The organism is Pseudomonas granadensis, from assembly GCF_900105485.1.
In the GTDB taxonomy this organism is placed as follows: domain Bacteria; phylum Pseudomonadota; class Gammaproteobacteria; order Pseudomonadales; family Pseudomonadaceae; genus Aquipseudomonas; species Aquipseudomonas granadensis.
Genome location: NZ_LT629778.1, coordinates 325,165 through 341,423 on the forward strand (window position 1 = coordinate 325,165; position 16,259 = coordinate 341,423).

Annotated in this window: 17 protein-coding genes; 6 read left to right on the forward strand and 11 right to left on the reverse strand. The window is 61.6% G+C overall.

Annotation, left to right across the window (positions count from 1 at the left end):
- Positions 1–86: 86 nt before the first annotated feature.
- The 3 genes from BLU52_RS01360 (at position 87) to BLU52_RS01370 (ending at position 2,592) form a co-directional block, all read left to right on the forward strand.
- Complete coding sequence (locus tag BLU52_RS01360) at positions 87–881, forward strand: AraC family transcriptional regulator (protein ID WP_090280910.1); 795 nt, start codon at positions 87–89, stop codon at positions 879–881.
- 63 nt (positions 882–944) lie between these two features.
- Positions 945–1,250, forward strand: coding sequence for a PsiF family protein (locus BLU52_RS01365; RefSeq protein ID WP_090280913.1), 306 nt, complete (start codon positions 945–947; stop codon positions 1,248–1,250).
- 328 nt (positions 1,251–1,578) lie between these two features.
- A complete protein-coding gene (locus tag BLU52_RS01370; RefSeq protein WP_090280916.1) occupies positions 1,579–2,592 on the forward strand; it encodes an AI-2E family transporter in 1,014 nt (337 codons plus the stop codon).
- A gap of 120 nt (positions 2,593–2,712) precedes the next feature.
- On the opposite strand, the gene BLU52_RS01375 is transcribed toward BLU52_RS01370, so the two are convergent.
- Positions 2,713–3,981, reverse strand: a complete 1,269-nt coding sequence (locus BLU52_RS01375; RefSeq protein ID WP_090280919.1) for an Hsp70 family protein — start codon at positions 3,979–3,981, stop codon at positions 2,713–2,715.
- Between the two features lie 291 nt (positions 3,982–4,272).
- On the opposite strand from BLU52_RS01375, the gene BLU52_RS01380 reads away from it, so the two are divergent.
- The 3 genes from BLU52_RS01380 (at position 4,273) to BLU52_RS01390 (ending at position 7,102) form a co-directional block, all read left to right on the forward strand.
- On the forward strand, positions 4,273–5,217 hold the full coding sequence (locus BLU52_RS01380) for a DnaJ C-terminal domain-containing protein (protein WP_090280922.1): 945 nt from the start codon (positions 4,273–4,275) through the stop codon (positions 5,215–5,217).
- A 20-nt stretch (positions 5,218–5,237) separates the two neighbouring features.
- Complete coding sequence (locus BLU52_RS01385) at positions 5,238–5,543, forward strand: chaperone modulator CbpM (RefSeq protein WP_090280925.1); 306 nt, start codon at positions 5,238–5,240, stop codon at positions 5,541–5,543.
- Positions 5,544–5,695: 152 nt separating this feature from the next.
- Complete coding sequence (locus BLU52_RS01390; RefSeq protein ID WP_167359880.1) at positions 5,696–7,102, forward strand: hypothetical protein; 1,407 nt, start codon at positions 5,696–5,698, stop codon at positions 7,100–7,102.
- Between the two features lie 57 nt (positions 7,103–7,159).
- Here BLU52_RS01390 and ureC read toward each other — a convergent pair whose 3' ends face one another.
- From ureC to urtB, 10 genes are all read right to left on the reverse strand, one after another.
- The gene (gene ureC, locus BLU52_RS01395) at positions 7,160–8,860 is read right to left on the reverse strand and encodes an urease subunit alpha (protein WP_090280931.1); all 1,701 of its coding nucleotides are present in this window, start codon (positions 8,858–8,860) and stop codon (positions 7,160–7,162) included.
- 265 nt (positions 8,861–9,125) lie between these two features.
- Positions 9,126–9,431 carry an urease subunit beta gene (locus tag BLU52_RS01400; protein WP_090280934.1) on the reverse strand — a complete coding sequence of 102 codons (306 nt, stop codon included), beginning with the start codon at positions 9,429–9,431 and terminating at the stop codon, positions 9,126–9,128.
- Positions 9,431–9,964, reverse strand: coding sequence for a GNAT family N-acetyltransferase (locus BLU52_RS01405; RefSeq protein ID WP_090280939.1), 534 nt, complete (start codon positions 9,962–9,964; stop codon positions 9,431–9,433). Before BLU52_RS01405 ends, BLU52_RS01400 begins: the two co-directional genes overlap by 1 nt.
- 5 nt (positions 9,965–9,969) lie before the next feature.
- On the reverse strand, positions 9,970–10,503 hold the full coding sequence (locus tag BLU52_RS01410; RefSeq protein WP_090280944.1) for a GNAT family N-acetyltransferase: 534 nt from the start codon (positions 10,501–10,503) through the stop codon (positions 9,970–9,972).
- Between the two features lie 8 nt (positions 10,504–10,511).
- Positions 10,512–10,814 carry an urease subunit gamma gene (gene ureA / locus BLU52_RS01415; protein WP_003221215.1) on the reverse strand — a complete coding sequence of 101 codons (303 nt, stop codon included), beginning with the start codon at positions 10,812–10,814 and terminating at the stop codon, positions 10,512–10,514.
- Positions 10,815–11,040: 226 nt separating this feature from the next.
- Positions 11,041–11,880, reverse strand: a complete 840-nt coding sequence (locus BLU52_RS01420) for an urease accessory protein UreD (protein WP_090280949.1) — start codon at positions 11,878–11,880, stop codon at positions 11,041–11,043.
- Between the two features lie 43 nt (positions 11,881–11,923).
- Complete coding sequence (urtE, locus tag BLU52_RS01425) at positions 11,924–12,622, reverse strand: urea ABC transporter ATP-binding subunit UrtE (RefSeq protein ID WP_090280953.1); 699 nt, start codon at positions 12,620–12,622, stop codon at positions 11,924–11,926.
- A gap of 141 nt (positions 12,623–12,763) precedes the next feature.
- Entirely contained in the window at positions 12,764–13,633 is an 870-nt protein-coding gene (urtD, locus tag BLU52_RS01430) for an urea ABC transporter ATP-binding protein UrtD (protein ID WP_090280957.1), read from the reverse strand.
- On the reverse strand, positions 13,630–14,709 hold the full coding sequence (urtC, locus tag BLU52_RS01435; protein WP_090280961.1) for an urea ABC transporter permease subunit UrtC: 1,080 nt from the start codon (positions 14,707–14,709) through the stop codon (positions 13,630–13,632). Before urtC ends, urtD begins: the two co-directional genes overlap by 4 nt.
- Positions 14,709–16,211: an urea ABC transporter permease subunit UrtB gene (gene urtB, locus BLU52_RS01440; RefSeq protein WP_090280965.1), complete on the reverse strand. Its 1,503-nt coding sequence runs from the start codon at positions 16,209–16,211 to the stop codon at positions 14,709–14,711. The genes urtC and urtB overlap by 1 nt, the downstream gene beginning before the upstream one ends.
- Positions 16,212–16,259: the final 48 nt, after the last annotated feature.

The following is a 16,259-nucleotide window of genomic DNA, read 5'->3' on the forward strand; positions in this document are numbered from 1 at the left end:
CAGTACGTTAATGAACGGCAATTATCCCTTGTCCGGATGCAGCCCTATACTGCGAACCGGACAAGTCGCCACTGCAACCGGACAGCATGAACAGCAAACACATCGATCTGCTGGATTTCAGCGAACTGCCGTCGGCGGTGTACTTTCGCTACGCCGATTTCAATGCTCACGAATTTGCCGCACCGCATCGGCACCCGTGGGGCACGCTGGAATACGCGGCACACGGTGTGCTGCACATGGATGTCGACGGCAACCGCTTCATGTCACCGCCGCAATACGCCGTGTGGGTGCCGCCGCAGGTCGAACACAGTTTCTATAGCCATCAACCGGTCAACTATCGCGCGGTGTGCCTCGATCCCAAGGTCTGCGCCGAGCTGCCGGCGCGGGCCTGCACCCTGGCGATCAGCGACATTCTCAAGGCGATCCTCAAGGACTTCGCCGCCCGCGACGTGAAAATCCCGCAACTCGATGCCGATCAGCGCCTGGCGCAGGTGCTGGTCGATCAACTACAGCAGGCGCCGGTGCACGAATGCTATCTGCCGTACGCCAGCAGTCCCGGTTTGCTGGCGATTCTCGACAGGCTGCAAGCTGAGCCGGGCAATAATCAGCCGCTGGCCCACTGGGCGCTGCAGGTGCATGTCAGCGAGCGCACGCTGGCCCGGCAGTTTGTTCGCGAGCTGGGGATGAGTTTCGGTGAGTGGCGCCAGCGTTTGCGCTATCTGGCCGCGATCGAGGCGCTGGAAACTGCACGGAGCGTGCAGGAAATCGCTTTTGATCTCGGTTACAGCAGCGGCTCGGCGTTCATCGCCATGTTCGCCCGGCAGGCCGGGTGCACGCCGGAGCAATACCGCCGCAGCCACCTGGAAGGCAGGAAGGTGTAACAGGATTTGGCTACACTCCAGCCGAGACCGCATCCATCGGTGCGGCAACCAGGAGAAAACTCCATGAAGATGTTGCGTGTGCCTTTGTTGATGATCGGTCTGCTCCTGTGTTCCCAGGGTTTCGCCGCCACGGCGCAACAGAACAAGATGACCACCTGCAATGCCGATGCGACCGCCAAGAGCCTGAAGGGTGACGAGCGCAAAACCTTCATGAGCACCTGCCTCAAGGCCACCCCGGCAGCGAACGACGGCAAGGTCCTGACTCCGCAGCAGCAGAAAATGAGCACCTGCAATGCCGACGCGAAAACCAAAGCGCTGACCGGCGATGCGCGGAAGGCGTTCATGAGTGATTGTCTGAAGAAGAAATAAGCGGTGCGATGGGTAGCCCAATAATGTGATCGTCTCCAGATTGACCCTCACCCTAGCCCTCTCCCAAAGGGAGAGGGGACTGATCGGGAGATGATGAGGAAATGCGCCGACCTGAGAATGCTCCATCGAATCCATAATCGACTGGGTCGTGCAGGTCGATGAGGGTTTTGGAACAACGCGGTCGGTCCCCTCTCCCTTTGGGAGAGGGCTAGGGTGAGGGAAAATTCGCAAGCCATGCGCGAAAGTCCGAAACCCCGCATATCCCTAGTGCTCTCCCCGGATCGCTGGCAGACTGCCCATCCTTTTACGCCGTTCGTTTTGAGGCTGTATGCCAACGTTTTCTCAGCGTCATGTCGTGTTCTGGGTCAGTTGCATCATCATTTTCGGCGGTCTGCTGCTGGTGCTGCCGCTGCGTTTGTTGCCGAGTCTGCTGGCCGGGTTGCTGGTGTTCGAGCTGGTCAACATGCTGACCCCGCAGTTGCAGCGCTTGATCGAGGGCCGGCGTGCGCGTTGGCTGGCGGTGGCCTTGCTGGGCACACTGGTGGTGAGTGTGCTGGCGCTGATCTTCGCCGGCGCGATCAGTTTTCTGTTGCACGAAGCGGAAAATCCCGGCGCTTCCCTCGATAAGTTCATGGGCGTGGTCGATCGTGCGCGCGGGCAATTGCCGCCGTTCATCGACGCCTATCTGCCGGCCAGTGCGGCGGAGTTTCGCGTAGCGATTGGCGAATGGATGGGCAAGCACCTGTCCGACCTGCAACTGGTCGGCAAGGACGCCGCGCACATGTTCGTCACGCTGCTGATAGGCATGGTGCTCGGTGCGATCATTGCGCTGCAACGCATCCCCGACGTGACCAAACGCAAGCCACTGGCTGCGGCACTGTTCGATCGTCTGCATCTGTTGGTGCAGGCGTTTCGCAACATAGTTTTCGCACAAATCAAGATTTCCCTGCTCAACACCTTCTTCACCGGGATCTTTCTTGCGGTGGTTCTGCCGATGTTCGGGATCAAGCTGCCGCTGACCAAGACCCTCATCGTGCTGACTTTCCTGCTCGGCCTGCTGCCGGTGATCGGCAACCTGATTTCCAACACGCTGATCACCATCGTTGGCCTGTCGCTGTCGATCTGGGTGGCCGTTGCGGCGCTGGGCTATCTGATCGTTATCCACAAGCTCGAATACTTTCTCAACGCGCGCATCGTCGGTGGGCAGATCAGTGCGAAGTCGTGGGAGTTGCTGCTGGCGATGCTGGTGTTCGAAGCCGCGTTCGGTTTGCCGGGGGTGGTGGCGGGGCCGATTTATTACGCGTACCTGAAGAGCGAGTTGAAGCTCGGAGGAATGGTTTGAAAAGCAGCTTTCAGTTGCAAGCTTCAAGCGGCAAGTAAAAGCAAAAGCAAAAGCTGCAGCGGCTCTTGTTTTTGCTTTTGCTCTTACTTGTCGCTTGCAGCTTAAAGCTTGCAGCTGGCGCTAAACGCCATACCGTTTACGGGCTTCAATCGCCAGGCCGCTGCCAATGCTGCCGAAGATATTGCCTTCGACATGCCGCGCGTTCGGCAGCATCGCCGAGACGCTGTTGCGCAGTGCCGGGATGCCGCTGGAACCGCCGGTGAAGAACACCGTGTCGACCTGATCGACCGCCACACCAGCATCGCTCAACAACTGCGTAACGCTGCCGCGCACGCGCTCGAGCAAGGCTTCGATCGCGGATTCGAACAGCGTGCGGCTTAGCTCGACGCTCAGCCCCGCTTCGATGCGGTCCAGCGGCACATGGCGGCTGTCGGTGTGGGTCAGCTGGATCTTGGTTTCTTCGACTTCCATCGCCAGCCAGTGCCCGGCACGCTGCTCGATCAGCTTGAACAGACGGTCGATGCCGCCGGTGTCTTCGATGTCGTAGCGCATGCTGCCCAGCGCCAGCGTCGACTTCTGCGAGTACACCGAGTTGATGGTGTGCCACGTCGCCAGGTTCATGTGGTGGCTGGTCGGCATGTAGGCGCCGCTTTTCATCCGGCTGCCGTAGCCGAACAGCGGCATCAGGCCTTGCAGACTCAGCTGTTTGTCGAAGTCGGTACCGCCGATGTGCACGCCGCCTGTGGCGAGGATGTCGTCGTGACGGTTATCAAGCGCGCGCCGCTCGGGCGACAGGCGCACCAGCGAGAAGTCCGATGTACCGCCGCCGATGTCGACGATCAGCACCAGTTCTTCTTTCTCGATAGTCGACTCGTAGTCGAACGCTGCGGCGATCGGTTCGTACTGGAACGACACATCCTTGAAACCGATCTTGCGAGCGACCTCGACCAGAGTGTCTTCGGCTTCCTGGTCGGCCAGCGGATCGTCATCGACGAAGAACACCGGGCGCCCCAGCACCACTTGCTCGAATTCGCGACCGGCGGCGGTTTCGGCGCGGCTCTTGAGCTGGCCGATGAACAGCCCGAGCAGGTCCTTGAACGGCATCGCCGTGCCGAGCACGCTGGTGTCGTGCTTGATCAGTTTGGAACCGAGCAGGCTTTTCAGCGAGCGCATCAGCCGGCCTTCGTAGCCTTCCAGATACTCGTGCAGCGCCAGACGTCCGTAGACCGGACGGCGTTCCTCGATATTGAAGAAGACCACCGAGGGCAGGGTGATCTTGTCGTCTTCCAGCGCGATCATGGTGTCCATGCCGGGGCGCAGCCAGCCGACGGTGGAGTTGGACGTGCCGAAGTCGATGCCGCAGGCACGGGCTGGAGAGGCGTCTTTCATGTCTTTCGGTTCCGGTCAAAAAAACGGCCGCGCAGTGTATGTCAGTGCGCGCCAGATTCGAAGGCCGGTCATCTGCTATTTCGCCTCAATGCAGGTTGAAAACCGCCGCTTCGCCCCAAACTTGCTGGCATGGGCCGGCAGATACACCGGCGGTCAGCAGAACCGCCGACCACTGCCGATAAACTTCTGCGGCGCCACCCGGTCACAATCTTGAGATCGGTCAACCCGGCACGTGCCAATCGGGCGCAGGCTGGCAATGGCGCGAAATCGATAACGGATGGTGATCCTTCAATGGACTTCAAAGACTATTACAAGATACTCGGCGTGGAGCCGACAGCGGACGACAAGGCGATCAAGGCGGCCTATCGCAAGCTGGCGCGCAAATACCACCCCGATGTCAGCAAGGAAAAGGACGCCGAGGCCAAATTCAAAGACGCCTCGGAAGCCTATGAAGCGCTGAAAAGCGCCGACAAGCGCGCCGAATACGACGAACTGCGCCGTTATGGTCAGCACGGTCAGCCCTTCCAGGGGCCACCGGGCTGGCAGAGCCGTGGCGGCTTCGGCGGCGGTGGTGCCGATACCGGCGACTTCTCGGACTTCTTCAGTTCGATCTTCGGCAATCGCGGCCCCGGTTTCGGTGGTGGCGAAGGCCGGCAATCCCGTGGGCGGCGAGGGCAGGACGTGGAAATGGAATTGCCGGTGTTTCTTGAGGAAACCCTGTCGGACGAGTCGAAGAAGGTCACCTTCCAGGTGCCGCAATACAACGCCCACGGCCAGCACGTCAGCAATACCAGCAAGAGCCTCAACGTGAAGATTCCGGCGGGCGTTGCCGATGGCGAGCGCATCCGCTTGAAGGGCCAGGGCGCGCCGGGCGTCGGTGGCGGGGCCAATGGTGATCTGTATCTGACCATCCGCTTTGCGCCGCATCCCAAGTTCGATGTTGAAGGCGACAACCTGATCATCACCTTGCCGCTGGCACCGTGGGAGCTGGCGCTGGGCACCGAAGTGGCGGTACCGACGCTGACCGGCAAGATCAACCTCAAGGTGCCGGCCGGCAGCCAGAACGGCCAGCGCATGCGCGCCAAGGGCCACGGCTTGAAGAGCAAGAGCGGCGAACGCGGTTATCTGTTTGTGCAGCTCAAGGCAGTGATGCCGAAAGCGGCCGACGATGAGGTCAAGGCGCTGTGGCAGGAACTGGCGCAAAAAGCCGCGTTCAACCCGCGAGAGAACTTCTGAATTCGACGGAGTAGCCCATCATGAGCACCCCCCTGAGCGTTCAACTGGACATGGCAGAATTCTGTGAGGCGGCCGATCTGTCGGACGTCTACGTGATCGAGATCGTCGAACACGGCATCCTCGAACCTCAGGGCGGGCCGCCGCGCGAATGGCGCTTCACCGATTACGAGCTGACCTTGGCCAAACGCGCCGCCAAGCTGCGACGCGACCTGGAGCTGGAGTGGGAAGGCGTCGCCCTGGCGCTGGACCTGCTCGAAGAAGTGCGCGAGCTGCGCGCCGAAAACCGCATGTTGCGCCAGCGTCTGGGGCGCTTGCTGGTCGAATAGAGCCGCCATCCACAGTTATTGTGTGCACATGTTTTTCTGGTTTGAACGGGCGGATCGGTCTGCTAGTTTGCGCTGAGGGTCGGCAATGGACGCCGATTCTCGCGGCGCCACCCTGCCGTGGCGCTGCGCCGTTCTTACAAGGAAACGTACTCATGCCAGTCAAACCCAAACCGCCAACGCCCGGCACGACCCGTGTCGATGTACCCCCTCGCCCGCGCACGCCGGCTGATTCAACGTCGTCCGGAGCAGAAACAACCCGGTTCACGCCTGACCCCGTGACGCGCCGAACACCTGGCGATACGCCTGAAGCTGCCGGCAGCACCGCCGATTCCTCGCAGGCGACGATCTCGAGGGTGCAGGTGCACGTATCGACGTCCGCTACCGCTGAAACCGTCAGCGCCGACGTCTCCGCGTTGCAGCAATACCTGATCCCCGCGTCGATCACTTTGCCCGATGCCGATGCGGAGGGCATTCGCACGTTCAAGGGGCGGCGCTACGCCGATGTTCAGGGGGGCGGCACGGTGTTGCTCGCTGTCGATGCGCAAACCGGGCTGCACCGGGCCCGCCTGGCGAGCGAACTGCAACCCTCGGGGCCAGTGCTGGCGCACGATCCTGCGAACAACCATTGGTATCCGCTGGAGGACTTCGCCGTTTCCGCGCCGCACACGGTCATGCCGCGCAAGAGTCGCCGCTCGCCTCGACGCAGTGACGATGAGTTCGAAATGGCCCTGGAGGAGTTGCCGCGCAATGACGATGGGGCCTCGGAGCAGTTTTACCTGGCTTCCGAATCGATGCCGATCAAGTCTTACACGGCTGACGAGCTGAGGGCGATGCGCAGCGAAACGCGTTACTCATTCCTCGGGAATCAGCTCGGCACTTACAACCGCGCGAACAATGGCAAGTACCCGCTGCGAGACGTTGCCGGCAGACCCATCCGCATTCGCAAACTGGAAACCAAAGTGCGTCTTGCAAATGGAGAGCTTTATACGTCTGAGCAGATCAAGCCCTACATCAAGTTTGAAGGTCACGAAGATGTCGCGCTGCTCTATGAGCAGAAACTGCAATGGCGCGTATTTACCGAGGCCGACGCGAAAGTCCCCGGTGAAAAAGCCTTGATCGGCCAGTCGATGGTGGTGGCCAACCGGCGCCTTGCCAAAGGCGAGGCAATCGGCGTTTACGGTGGCGTCATCACGCCGGCAAGGTTCGTACGGCCTTATGAACAAACGTTCAGCATGCTCGCCGGAATGCGCCTGCAATATGGTCCGGGCCAGATGCTGCCCGACCCGCTGGCCATACTGGGCGACAACATCATTTCCAGGATCAACTCCAATTTCGAATACAACGAAGCGGGCAAGCCGATTCGTCAGGCGCCGGATGGCTACAACGTTGTGGCGGTGCCTTTCGATATCGAGGCGCAACAATGGGTGGGCGATAAGCTGGTGACCCGCGACTTTATCCTCAACACGGTGTTCGCGTCGCAGGATATCCCGGCAGGCACCGAGCTGCGTCTGGACTACAACTACAACGAGCAGCAGATGTCATGGGCATTTCCTGACTGATCAACTTTGTGCTGCCGGGGATGGCCAACGTGACCGTTCCCGACAGCGCAACGGCCGTCAGAACAGGAAATAACGCTGCGCCATCGGCAAGGTTTCCGCCGGCTCACACCACAGCAACACGCCGTCGGCCTTGACCTGATAGGTCTGCGGGTCGACGTCGATGTCCGGCAGGTAATCGTTGTGGATCAGGTCGGTTTTCTGCACGTCGCGGCAACCTTTGACCACGGCGATTTTCTTCTTCAATCCCAACGCTTCAGGCAATCCGGCTGCTTGCGCCGCCTGACTGATGAAGGTCAGGCTGGTGGCATGCAGCGAGCCACCGTAACTGGCGAACATCGGGCGGTAGTGCACCGGCTGCGGGGTCGGAATCGAGGCGTTGACATCACCCATCAGGCTCGCGGCAATCGCGCCGCCCTTGAGAATCAGCGTTGGCTTCACACCAAAGAATGCCGGACGCCAGAGCACCAGGTCGGCCCATTTGCCGACTTCCACCGAACCGACTTCATGGCTGATGCCGTGGGTGATCGCCGGGTTGATGGTGTACTTGGCGATGTAGCGCTTGGCGCGGAAGTTGTCGTTGCCTTCGCCGTCCTGCGGCAGCGGGCCGCGCTGTTTTTTCATTTTGTCGGCGGTCTGCCAGGTGCGCGTGATGACTTCGCCGACACGGCCCATGGCCTGGCTGTCGGAGCTGATCATCGAGAACGCGCCGAGGTCATGGAGGATGTCTTCGGCGGCAATCGTTTCGCGGCGGATGCGGCTTTCGGCAAACGCGACGTCTTCGGCGATGCTCGGGTCGAGGTGGTGGCAGACCATCAGCATGTCGAGGTGTTCGTCGATGGTGTTGCGGGTGAACGGGCGGGTCGGGTTGGTCGAACTCGGCAAAACATTGGGAAAGCCGCAGGCCTTGATGATATCGGGTGCGTGCCCGCCGCCAGCCCCTTCGGTGTGATAGGTGTGGATGGTGCGGCCCTTGAACGCCCCGAGAGTGGTTTCGACAAAGCCGGATTCGTTGAGGGTGTCAGTGTGGATCGCCACCTGAACGTCGAACTGATCGGCGACGCTCAGGCAGTTGTCGATACTCGCCGGGGTGGTGCCCCAATCTTCGTGCAGCTTGAGGCCGATGGCGCCGGCCTTGACCTGTTCGATCAACGGTTCCGGCAGGCTGGCGTTGCCCTTGCCGGTGAGGCCGATGTTCATCGGGAACGCGTCAGCCGCCTGGAGCATGCGCGCCAGGTGCCACGGGCCGGATGTGCAGGTGGTGGCGTTGGTGCCGGTGGCCGGGCCGGTGCCGCCGCCAATCATCGTGGTGACGCCGCTCATCAGTGCTTCTTCGATCTGCTGCGGGCAGATGAAATGGATGTGGGTGTCGATGCCGCCCGCGGTGAGGATCATGCCCTCGCCGGCAATCACTTCGGTGCCGGCGCCGATGGCGATGGTCACGTCGGGCTGCACGTCGGGGTTGCCGGCCTTGCCGATTGCCGCAATGCGCCCGTCCTTGAGACCGACGTCGGCCTTGACGATGCCCCAGTGGTCGATGATCAGGGCGTTGGTGATCAGCGTGTCGACCACTTCAGCGGCGAGCAACTGGCTCTGGCCCTGACCGTCGCGGATGACCTTGCCGCCACCGAATTTCACTTCTTCGCCGTAGGTGGTGAAGTCTTTCTCGACTTCGATCCACAGCTCGGTGTCGGCCAGGCGCACCTTGTCGCCGACGGTGGGGCCGAACATGTCGGCGTAGGCGCTTCTGGAAATTTTCATGCTGCGTCCTTCAGGAAAAATGGTGGTGAGCCATGGACCCTCACCCTAGCCCTCTCCCGGAGGGAGAGGGGACTGATCGCGGTGGTGCGGCTGTCGGTGATCGGCTCTCTATCTCGGGAAAGGTGACTGATCGCGGTGGTGCGGCTGTCGGTGATCGGCTCTCTATCTCGGGAGAGGTGACTGATCGCGGTGAGGCGGCTATCGGTGATCGGCTCCCTCTCCCTCGGGAGAGGGCTGGGGTGAGGGGCGGCGGTGCACGCCGATGTCAGAGGTCGCCCATTATTCGTCCGGCAAACCCGAACACCCGCCGATGCCCGGCGTAATCCACCAGTTCGACTTCGCGGCTCTGCCCCGGCTCGAAACGCACCGCCGTGCCGGCCGGAATGTTCAGGCGCATGCCGCGGCTGGCGGCGCGGTCGAACAGCAGTGCGTCGTTGGTCTCGAAAAAGTGATAGTGCGAGCCGACCTGGATCGGCCGGTCGCCGCTGTTGGCGACTTTCAGGCTGACGGTGCGGCGGCCGACGTTGAGTTCGATGTCGCCGGGCTGGATTTGGTATTGGCCAGGAATCATCACTGGGCTCCTTGCAGAATCTTGTAGTAGAGAGCGGTCGGGCGATACGTGCCATTGGGGTCGCAGGCGTAGTCGGGGATTTCCCCGGCGCGGCTGTAACCCAGGGCTTTATAGAAATCTTCCGCGGGCGAGCCGGCTTCGGTGTCGAGGTAGAGCAGGCCGCGCTGGTGTTTGCGCGCTTCGAGTTCCAGCGCCTGCATCAGTTGCTGACCGAGGCCGCGCCGACGCGCGTGTTCGCGCACCAGCAGTTTCTGCACTTCGGCGCGGTTGCGGCCGTTGGCTTTCTGGCACAGGCCCAATTGCACACTGGCCAGCACTTGTTCGTCCTTGACTACCACCCAGAACAGCACGCTGCCCTTGTTGACGCTGTCCTGCACCCCATCGAAATAGACGCGCGCCTGCGCTGCATCGAGGTCAGCCATGAAGCCGACGCTGGCGCCATAACCGACGGCGTCGAGCAACAGATCGATCAAGCCCTGCCGGTAATGCGCAAAGCTTTCAGCGTTGACGCGGCGCAACTGGGCGGCGTTCATCGGTGTCACTCCTTGTGGGCGTCAGGCGGCTGCGCGCCAGGGTTGAGGGTCAGTTGCATGAAGGTCAGATCGAGCCAGCGGCCGAACTTGGTGCCGACCTGCGGCATCTGCCCGGTGATACTGAAACCGGCGCGTTCGTGCAGACGAATCGAGGCGGCGTTAGCGCTTTCAATGGCGGCGACCATCACATGCTTGCCGCAGGTTTTCGCGCGCTCGATCAGCGCTGTCATCAGTTGCGGGCCGAGGCCGTTGCCGCGCTGATCGCTGCGCACGTAAACCGAATGTTCGACCGTGTGGCGGAAACCGTCGAAAGGGCGCCAGTCACCGAACGAAGCGTAGCCGAGCACGACGTCGTCGCGGTCGACGATCACCAGAATCGGGTAAGCCTGAGCCTGTCGCGCGCTGAACCACGCCTGGCGGTTGCCGAGGTCGACCGCTTGTTCGTTCCAGATCGCCGTGGTGTTGAGCACCGCGTCGTTGTAGATCTCGCGGATCGCCGGCAGGTCGGCGTGGACGGCATCGCGAATGGAGTAGGTCATGGCGCGCCTCAAACGATCGGTTGGTGAACGGTGACCAGTTTGGTGCCGTCGGGAAAGGTCGCTTCGACCTGGATTTCCGGGATCATTTCCGGGATGCCTTCCATCACTTGCTCGCGGCTGAGCAGGGTGGTGCCGTAGTGCATCAGCTCGGCGACGGTCTGGCCGTCACGCGCACCTTCGAGCAGCGCGGCGGAGATATAGGCCATGGCTTCCGGGTAATTGAGTTTCACGCCACGGGCCAGGCGCCGCTCGGCAACGAGGCCGGCGGTGAAGATCAGCAGCTTGTCTTTTTCGCGTGGAGTCAGGTCCATGGTTCGGGTTCCATCAGGGCAGATTTGTATAGTCTTCGCACAGGGCGGGTCGCCAGTCAGAGCGGCCCCTCACCCTAGCCCTCTCCCGAGGGAGAGGGAACCGAACTCGATTGTTTTCAATGGCCAGTTCAGTCAGCAGTATTTTTCAGGCAGATGAATTCATTTCAGACGACTCCGTCGGGCGCCCTCTCCCTCCGGGAGAGGGCGGGGGGTGAGGGTCTGGATTTCAGGTGCTCCATATTCTTGGCGCGATAGCCTCACGACCGAGCAGGGCAGGTCTGAGCAAGCGCCATAAATCAATCAGCCAGGCACGGGCGAGTAAAGCTTCAGAGGCCAGACACCGCGCCACCAACAACCCCGGCAACTGCGTCAGATCCCCACGCACTGTGTGGCCCAGCGAGCGACAGCGCTCCAGCAGTTCAGCATCAATTTCACCGCTCACCAGCAACGTCGCAAACACCGGATGGCCGTCCAGACCGATCGGCGAATCGAGCAAGCCATCGGCGCCGACGATGCGCTGGCGTTCATGCCAGAGCAAGCGGCCGTCGCGGCGAATATCCAGATGCGCCTGAAAGTGCCCGAGGTCGAAATGCTCGCCGCTGGCCGGTCTTCCCAGTGCCACGACATCCCAGTAGACCAGCCGCGCATCGCCTTCAAGGTCAATGGACGTGCTCAGTTCAGCCTGCGCGGCGCTGTAGACGATGGTTTCCTGCGGCAGCCATTCCAGCGTCGCCCCGGCTGCCACGTGCAGATCGAGTTGTTGATAAGCCGGCCCTCCGGCGCGGTACCACTTGGCTGCGCCGGGGCTGGTGATCTGCGCCCAGGCGTTGGCTTCGACGCGGGCACTGATGTCGAGGCGATCACCGCCGGCAATTCCCCCCGGCGGATGGACGATGATGTGCTGGCAGACCTCCGGGCCTTCGGCGTACAGGTGCTTTTGCACGCGCAATGGGCCGAGGTGCCGGCGCAAGGTCGGCCGTGTGCAATCGCCGAAGCGCGCGTAGGCCAGCTCCAGCTCGGCGTGCCAGCTCGGGGTAAACAGGGCAGGTGCAACAGTCGAATTCATGGTGTGTGATTATCGTTAGGAAGCTACAGATTAGTTCGTTGTACTAGATCGTTACCAGCCCGCGTACACCCTCGGCCTCCATATTTTCACCACGGCCCTGCTGGACGATCTCACCCCGCGACATCACCAGATACTGATCGGCCAGTTCCGCAGCGAAATCGTAGAACTGCTCGACCAGCAAAATCGCCATGTCGCCGCGTTCCGCGAGTTTCTTGATCACCGCGCCGATCTCTTTGATCACCGAAGGTTGAATGCCTTCGGTGGGTTCGTCGAGGATGAGCAGCCGTGGACGACTCGCCAGTGCACGACCAATCGCCAACTGCTGTTGCTGACCACCGGACAAATCACCGCCGCGGCGCTGCTTCATTTGTAGCAGCACCGGGAACAACTCGTAGATGAAACCTGGCACTTCTTTGGCTTCACTGCCGGGAAAGCGCGACAGGCCCATCAGCAGATTTTCTTCTACCGTCAGGCGCCCGAAGATTTCCCGACCTTGTGGCACGTAGGCAATCCCGGCTTGCACGCGCTGGTGTGGCTTGAGCGTCGTAATGGGTTTGCCTTCCCAGTTCACCGCGCCTTCCTTGGCCGGAAGCAGGCCCATCAGGCATTTGAGCAGGGTGGTCTTGCCGACGCCGTTACGCCCGAGCAGGCAGGTGACTTCGCCAACCTTCACGTCAAACGAGAGGCCGCGCAGGATGTGGCTACCGCCGTAGTACTGGTGCAGCTTGTCGACTTGCAGCATGTTCGGATTCCTTAAAATTCACCCAAATCCCTTGTAGGAGTGAGCCTGCTCGCGATAGCGGTGTGTCAGTCAAGTTTTGCATGTCTGATACACCGCTATCGCGAGCAGGCTCACTCCTACAGTTTGGAAGGTGTTTGCGGATCAGCGGCCGAGGTAGACCTCGATCACCCGCTCGTTTTCCTGCACCTGCTCCAGCGAGCCTTCGGCCAGAACGCTGCCCTGATGCAACACGGTGACGTGATCGGCAATCGAGCCGACGAAGCCCATGTCATGCTCGACCACCATCAGCGAATGCTTGCCCGCCAGCGACTTGAACAACTCGGCCGTGAACTCGGTTTCGGCATCGGTCATGCCCGCCACCGGCTCATCGAGCAGGAGCAATTGCGGGTCCTGCATCAGCAGCATGCCGATCTCCAGGAACTGCTTTTGGCCGTGGGATAACAACCCGGCCTGACGATTGACCGAGGAGGTCAGGCGAATGGTTTCCAGCACTTCGCTGATGCGATCCTTTTGTTCGCCACTGAGGCGCGCACGCAAACTGGCCCACACCGACTTGTCGGTTTTCTGCGCCAGCTCGAGGTTCTCGAACACGCTCAAGGCTTCAAACACCGTCGGTTTCTGAAACTTGCGGCCGATCCCGGCCTGGGCAATTTGCACTTCGCTCATCTGCGTCAGGTCGAGGGTTTCGCCGAACCAGGCTTTGCCGTGGCTAGGGCGGGTCTTGCCGGTGATCACGTCCATCAGCGTGGTCTTGCCCGCGCCGTTGGGGCCGATAATGCAGCGCAGTTCGCCGACGCCGATGTACAGGTTGAGATTGTTCAGCGCACGGAAGCCGTCGAAGCTGACGCTGATGTCTTCCAGGGTCAGGATCGTGCCGTGACGGGTGTCGAGGCCGGGGCCGACGCGCTGGCCGAGGCCGATCGAGTCGCGGCTGGTGCCCTCGTCCTTGTTCGGTTCGACCGGAAAGAAGGCCGGTTCGAGCATGAATTCAGCGCTCGCGGTTACTCTCATTGTTCACCTCGTTTCTTCAGCAGACCGATCACGCCTTTGGGCAGGTACAGCGTCACGACGATGAACAGCGCGCCGAGGAAGAACAGCCAGTATTCCGGGAAAGCCACGGTGAACCAGCTCTTCATGCCGTTGACCACGCCGGCGCCGAGCAGCGGTCCGATCAGCGTGCCGCGTCCGCCAAGAGCGACCCACACCGCCGCCTCGATCGAGTTGGTCGGCGACATTTCGCTCGGGTTGATGATGCCCACCTGCGGCACATACAAGGCCCCGGCCAGACCGCACAACACCGCGCTCAACACCCAGACGAACAGCTTGAAACCGCGCGGGTCGTAGCCGCAGAACATCAAACGGTTTTCCGCATCGCGCAGCGCTGTCAGCACACGGCCGAACTTGCTCTGCGCCAGACGCCAGCCGATGAACAGACTCGCCACCAGCAGCAACACGGTGGCCAGAAACAGCACCGCACGGGTGCCCGGTTCGGTGATGCCGAAACCGAGGATCGTGCGGAAATTGGTAAAACCGTTGTTGCCGCCGAATCCAGTCTCGTTGCGGAAGAACAGGAGCATGCCGGCGAAGGTAAGGGCCTGGGTCATGATCGAGAAATACACGCCTTTGATCCGCGAGCGGAAGGCGAAGAATCCGAACACCAGCGCCAGCAGACCCGGCGCCAATACCACCAGGCACAGCGCCCAGACAAAGCTGCTGGTGCCGGTCCAGTACCACGGCAATTCGCTCCACGATAGAAACGTCATGAACGCCGGCAAGCCATCGCCGGCGGCCTGACGCATCAGGTACATGCCCATCGCATAGCCGCCGAGGGCGAAGAACAGACCGTGGCCGAGCGACAACAGCCCGGCATAGCCCCAGACCAGATCCAGCGCCAGGGCGACGATGGCGTAGCAGAGGATTTTGCCGACCAGCGTCAGGGTGTACGCCGAGATCGACAGTGCATTTTCCGCTGGCAACAACGACAGCAGTGGCAGGGCGATCAGCGAGGCGAGCACTACCGCGCCAACCGCGATGGTGACTTTCGGCCCGGCCTTTTGTGTGGCCGTGACTAACAGAGGCTGGTTCATCAGTCGATCACCCGTCCTTTCAGTGCGAAGAGGCCTTGCGGACGTTTCTGAATGAACAGAATGATCAGCGCGAGGATCAGGATCTTGCCGAGCACCGCACCGATCTGCGGTTCGAGAATCTTGTTGGCGATGCCTAAGCCAAATGCCGCGAGCACGCTACCGGCGAGCTGCCCGACGCCGCCGAGCACCACCACCAGAAACGAGTCGATGATGTAGCTCTGGCCGAGGTCGGGACCGACGTTGCCGATCTGGCTCAGCGCTACTCCACCAAGGCCGGCGATGCCCGAACCGAGGCCGAACGCGAGCATGTCGACCCGCCCGGTCGGCACGCCGCAGCAAGCGGCCATGTTGCGGTTCTGGGTGACGGCGCGCACGTTCAGGCCCAGGCGGGTCTTGTTCAGCAGCAGCCAGGTCAGCACCACCACGAACAGTGCGAACGCGATGATCACGATGCGGTTGTACGGCAGCACCAGGTTCGGCAGCACTTGAATACCGCCCGACAGCCAGGCCGGGTTGGCGACTTCAACGTTCTGCGCACCGAACACCAGACGCACCAGTTGGATGAGCATCAGGCTGATGCCCCAGGTGGCGAGCAGGGTTTCCAGCGGGCGGCCATAGAGGTGGCGAATCACCGTGCGCTCCAGCGCCATGCCGATCGCCGCCGTGACGAAAAATGCCACCGGCAACGCGATCAAAGGGTAGAACTCGATGGCCTGCGGTGCGTAGCGCTGGAACATCAACTGCACCACGTAGGTCGAGTAGGCGCCGAGCATCAGCATCTCGCCGTGGGCCATGTTGATCACCCCGAGCAGGCCGAAGGTGATCGCCAGACCGAGCGCCGCGAGCAGCAGAATCGAGCCGAGGGACATGCCGCTGAACGCCTGACCGAGGACTTCGCCGATCAGCAGTTTGCGTTTGACCTGGGCGAGGCTGGTTTCAGCGGCGGTGCGCACGCCGGCGTCGTTTTCCACACCCGGTTCGAGCAGGCCTTCAAGACGTGTGCGCGCCAGCGGATCGCCGGTTTCGCCGAGCAGGCGCACGGCGGCCAGACGCACGGCCGGGTCGGTGTCGACCAGTTGCAGATTGGCCAGCGCCAGGCTTAGGGCGGCGTGGACGGTTTCGTCCTTTTCACCAGCCAGTTGCTGGTCGAGGAATTTCAGTTGCGCGGGTTTCGCGCTTTTCTGCAATTGCTGCGCGGCGCTCAGACGGATTTTGGCGTCGGCGGCGAGCAATTGATGGCTGGCCATCGCGGTGTCGATCAGACCCCGCAAGCGGTTGTTCAGGCGCAAGGTTTTGGTTTGGCCGTCGATGCTCAACTCGCCTTGTTGCAAGGCGCCGAGCAGTTCGATACGCGCCGGATCGGGCTGCGCGGCCCAGGCTTCCAGCAGTCTGGCCTGTTGCGTCGGGTTGGCCGCGACGAAGTCTTCGGCGTCGCCGGCGTGCGCCAGTATTGGCAGCAAGAGTGCGATGGCATAGATAAATCGGTGTATGGCAGTGGGCATTAGTGGTGTCCTGTTCAACCGCCCCCTCACCCTAACCCTCTCCCGGAG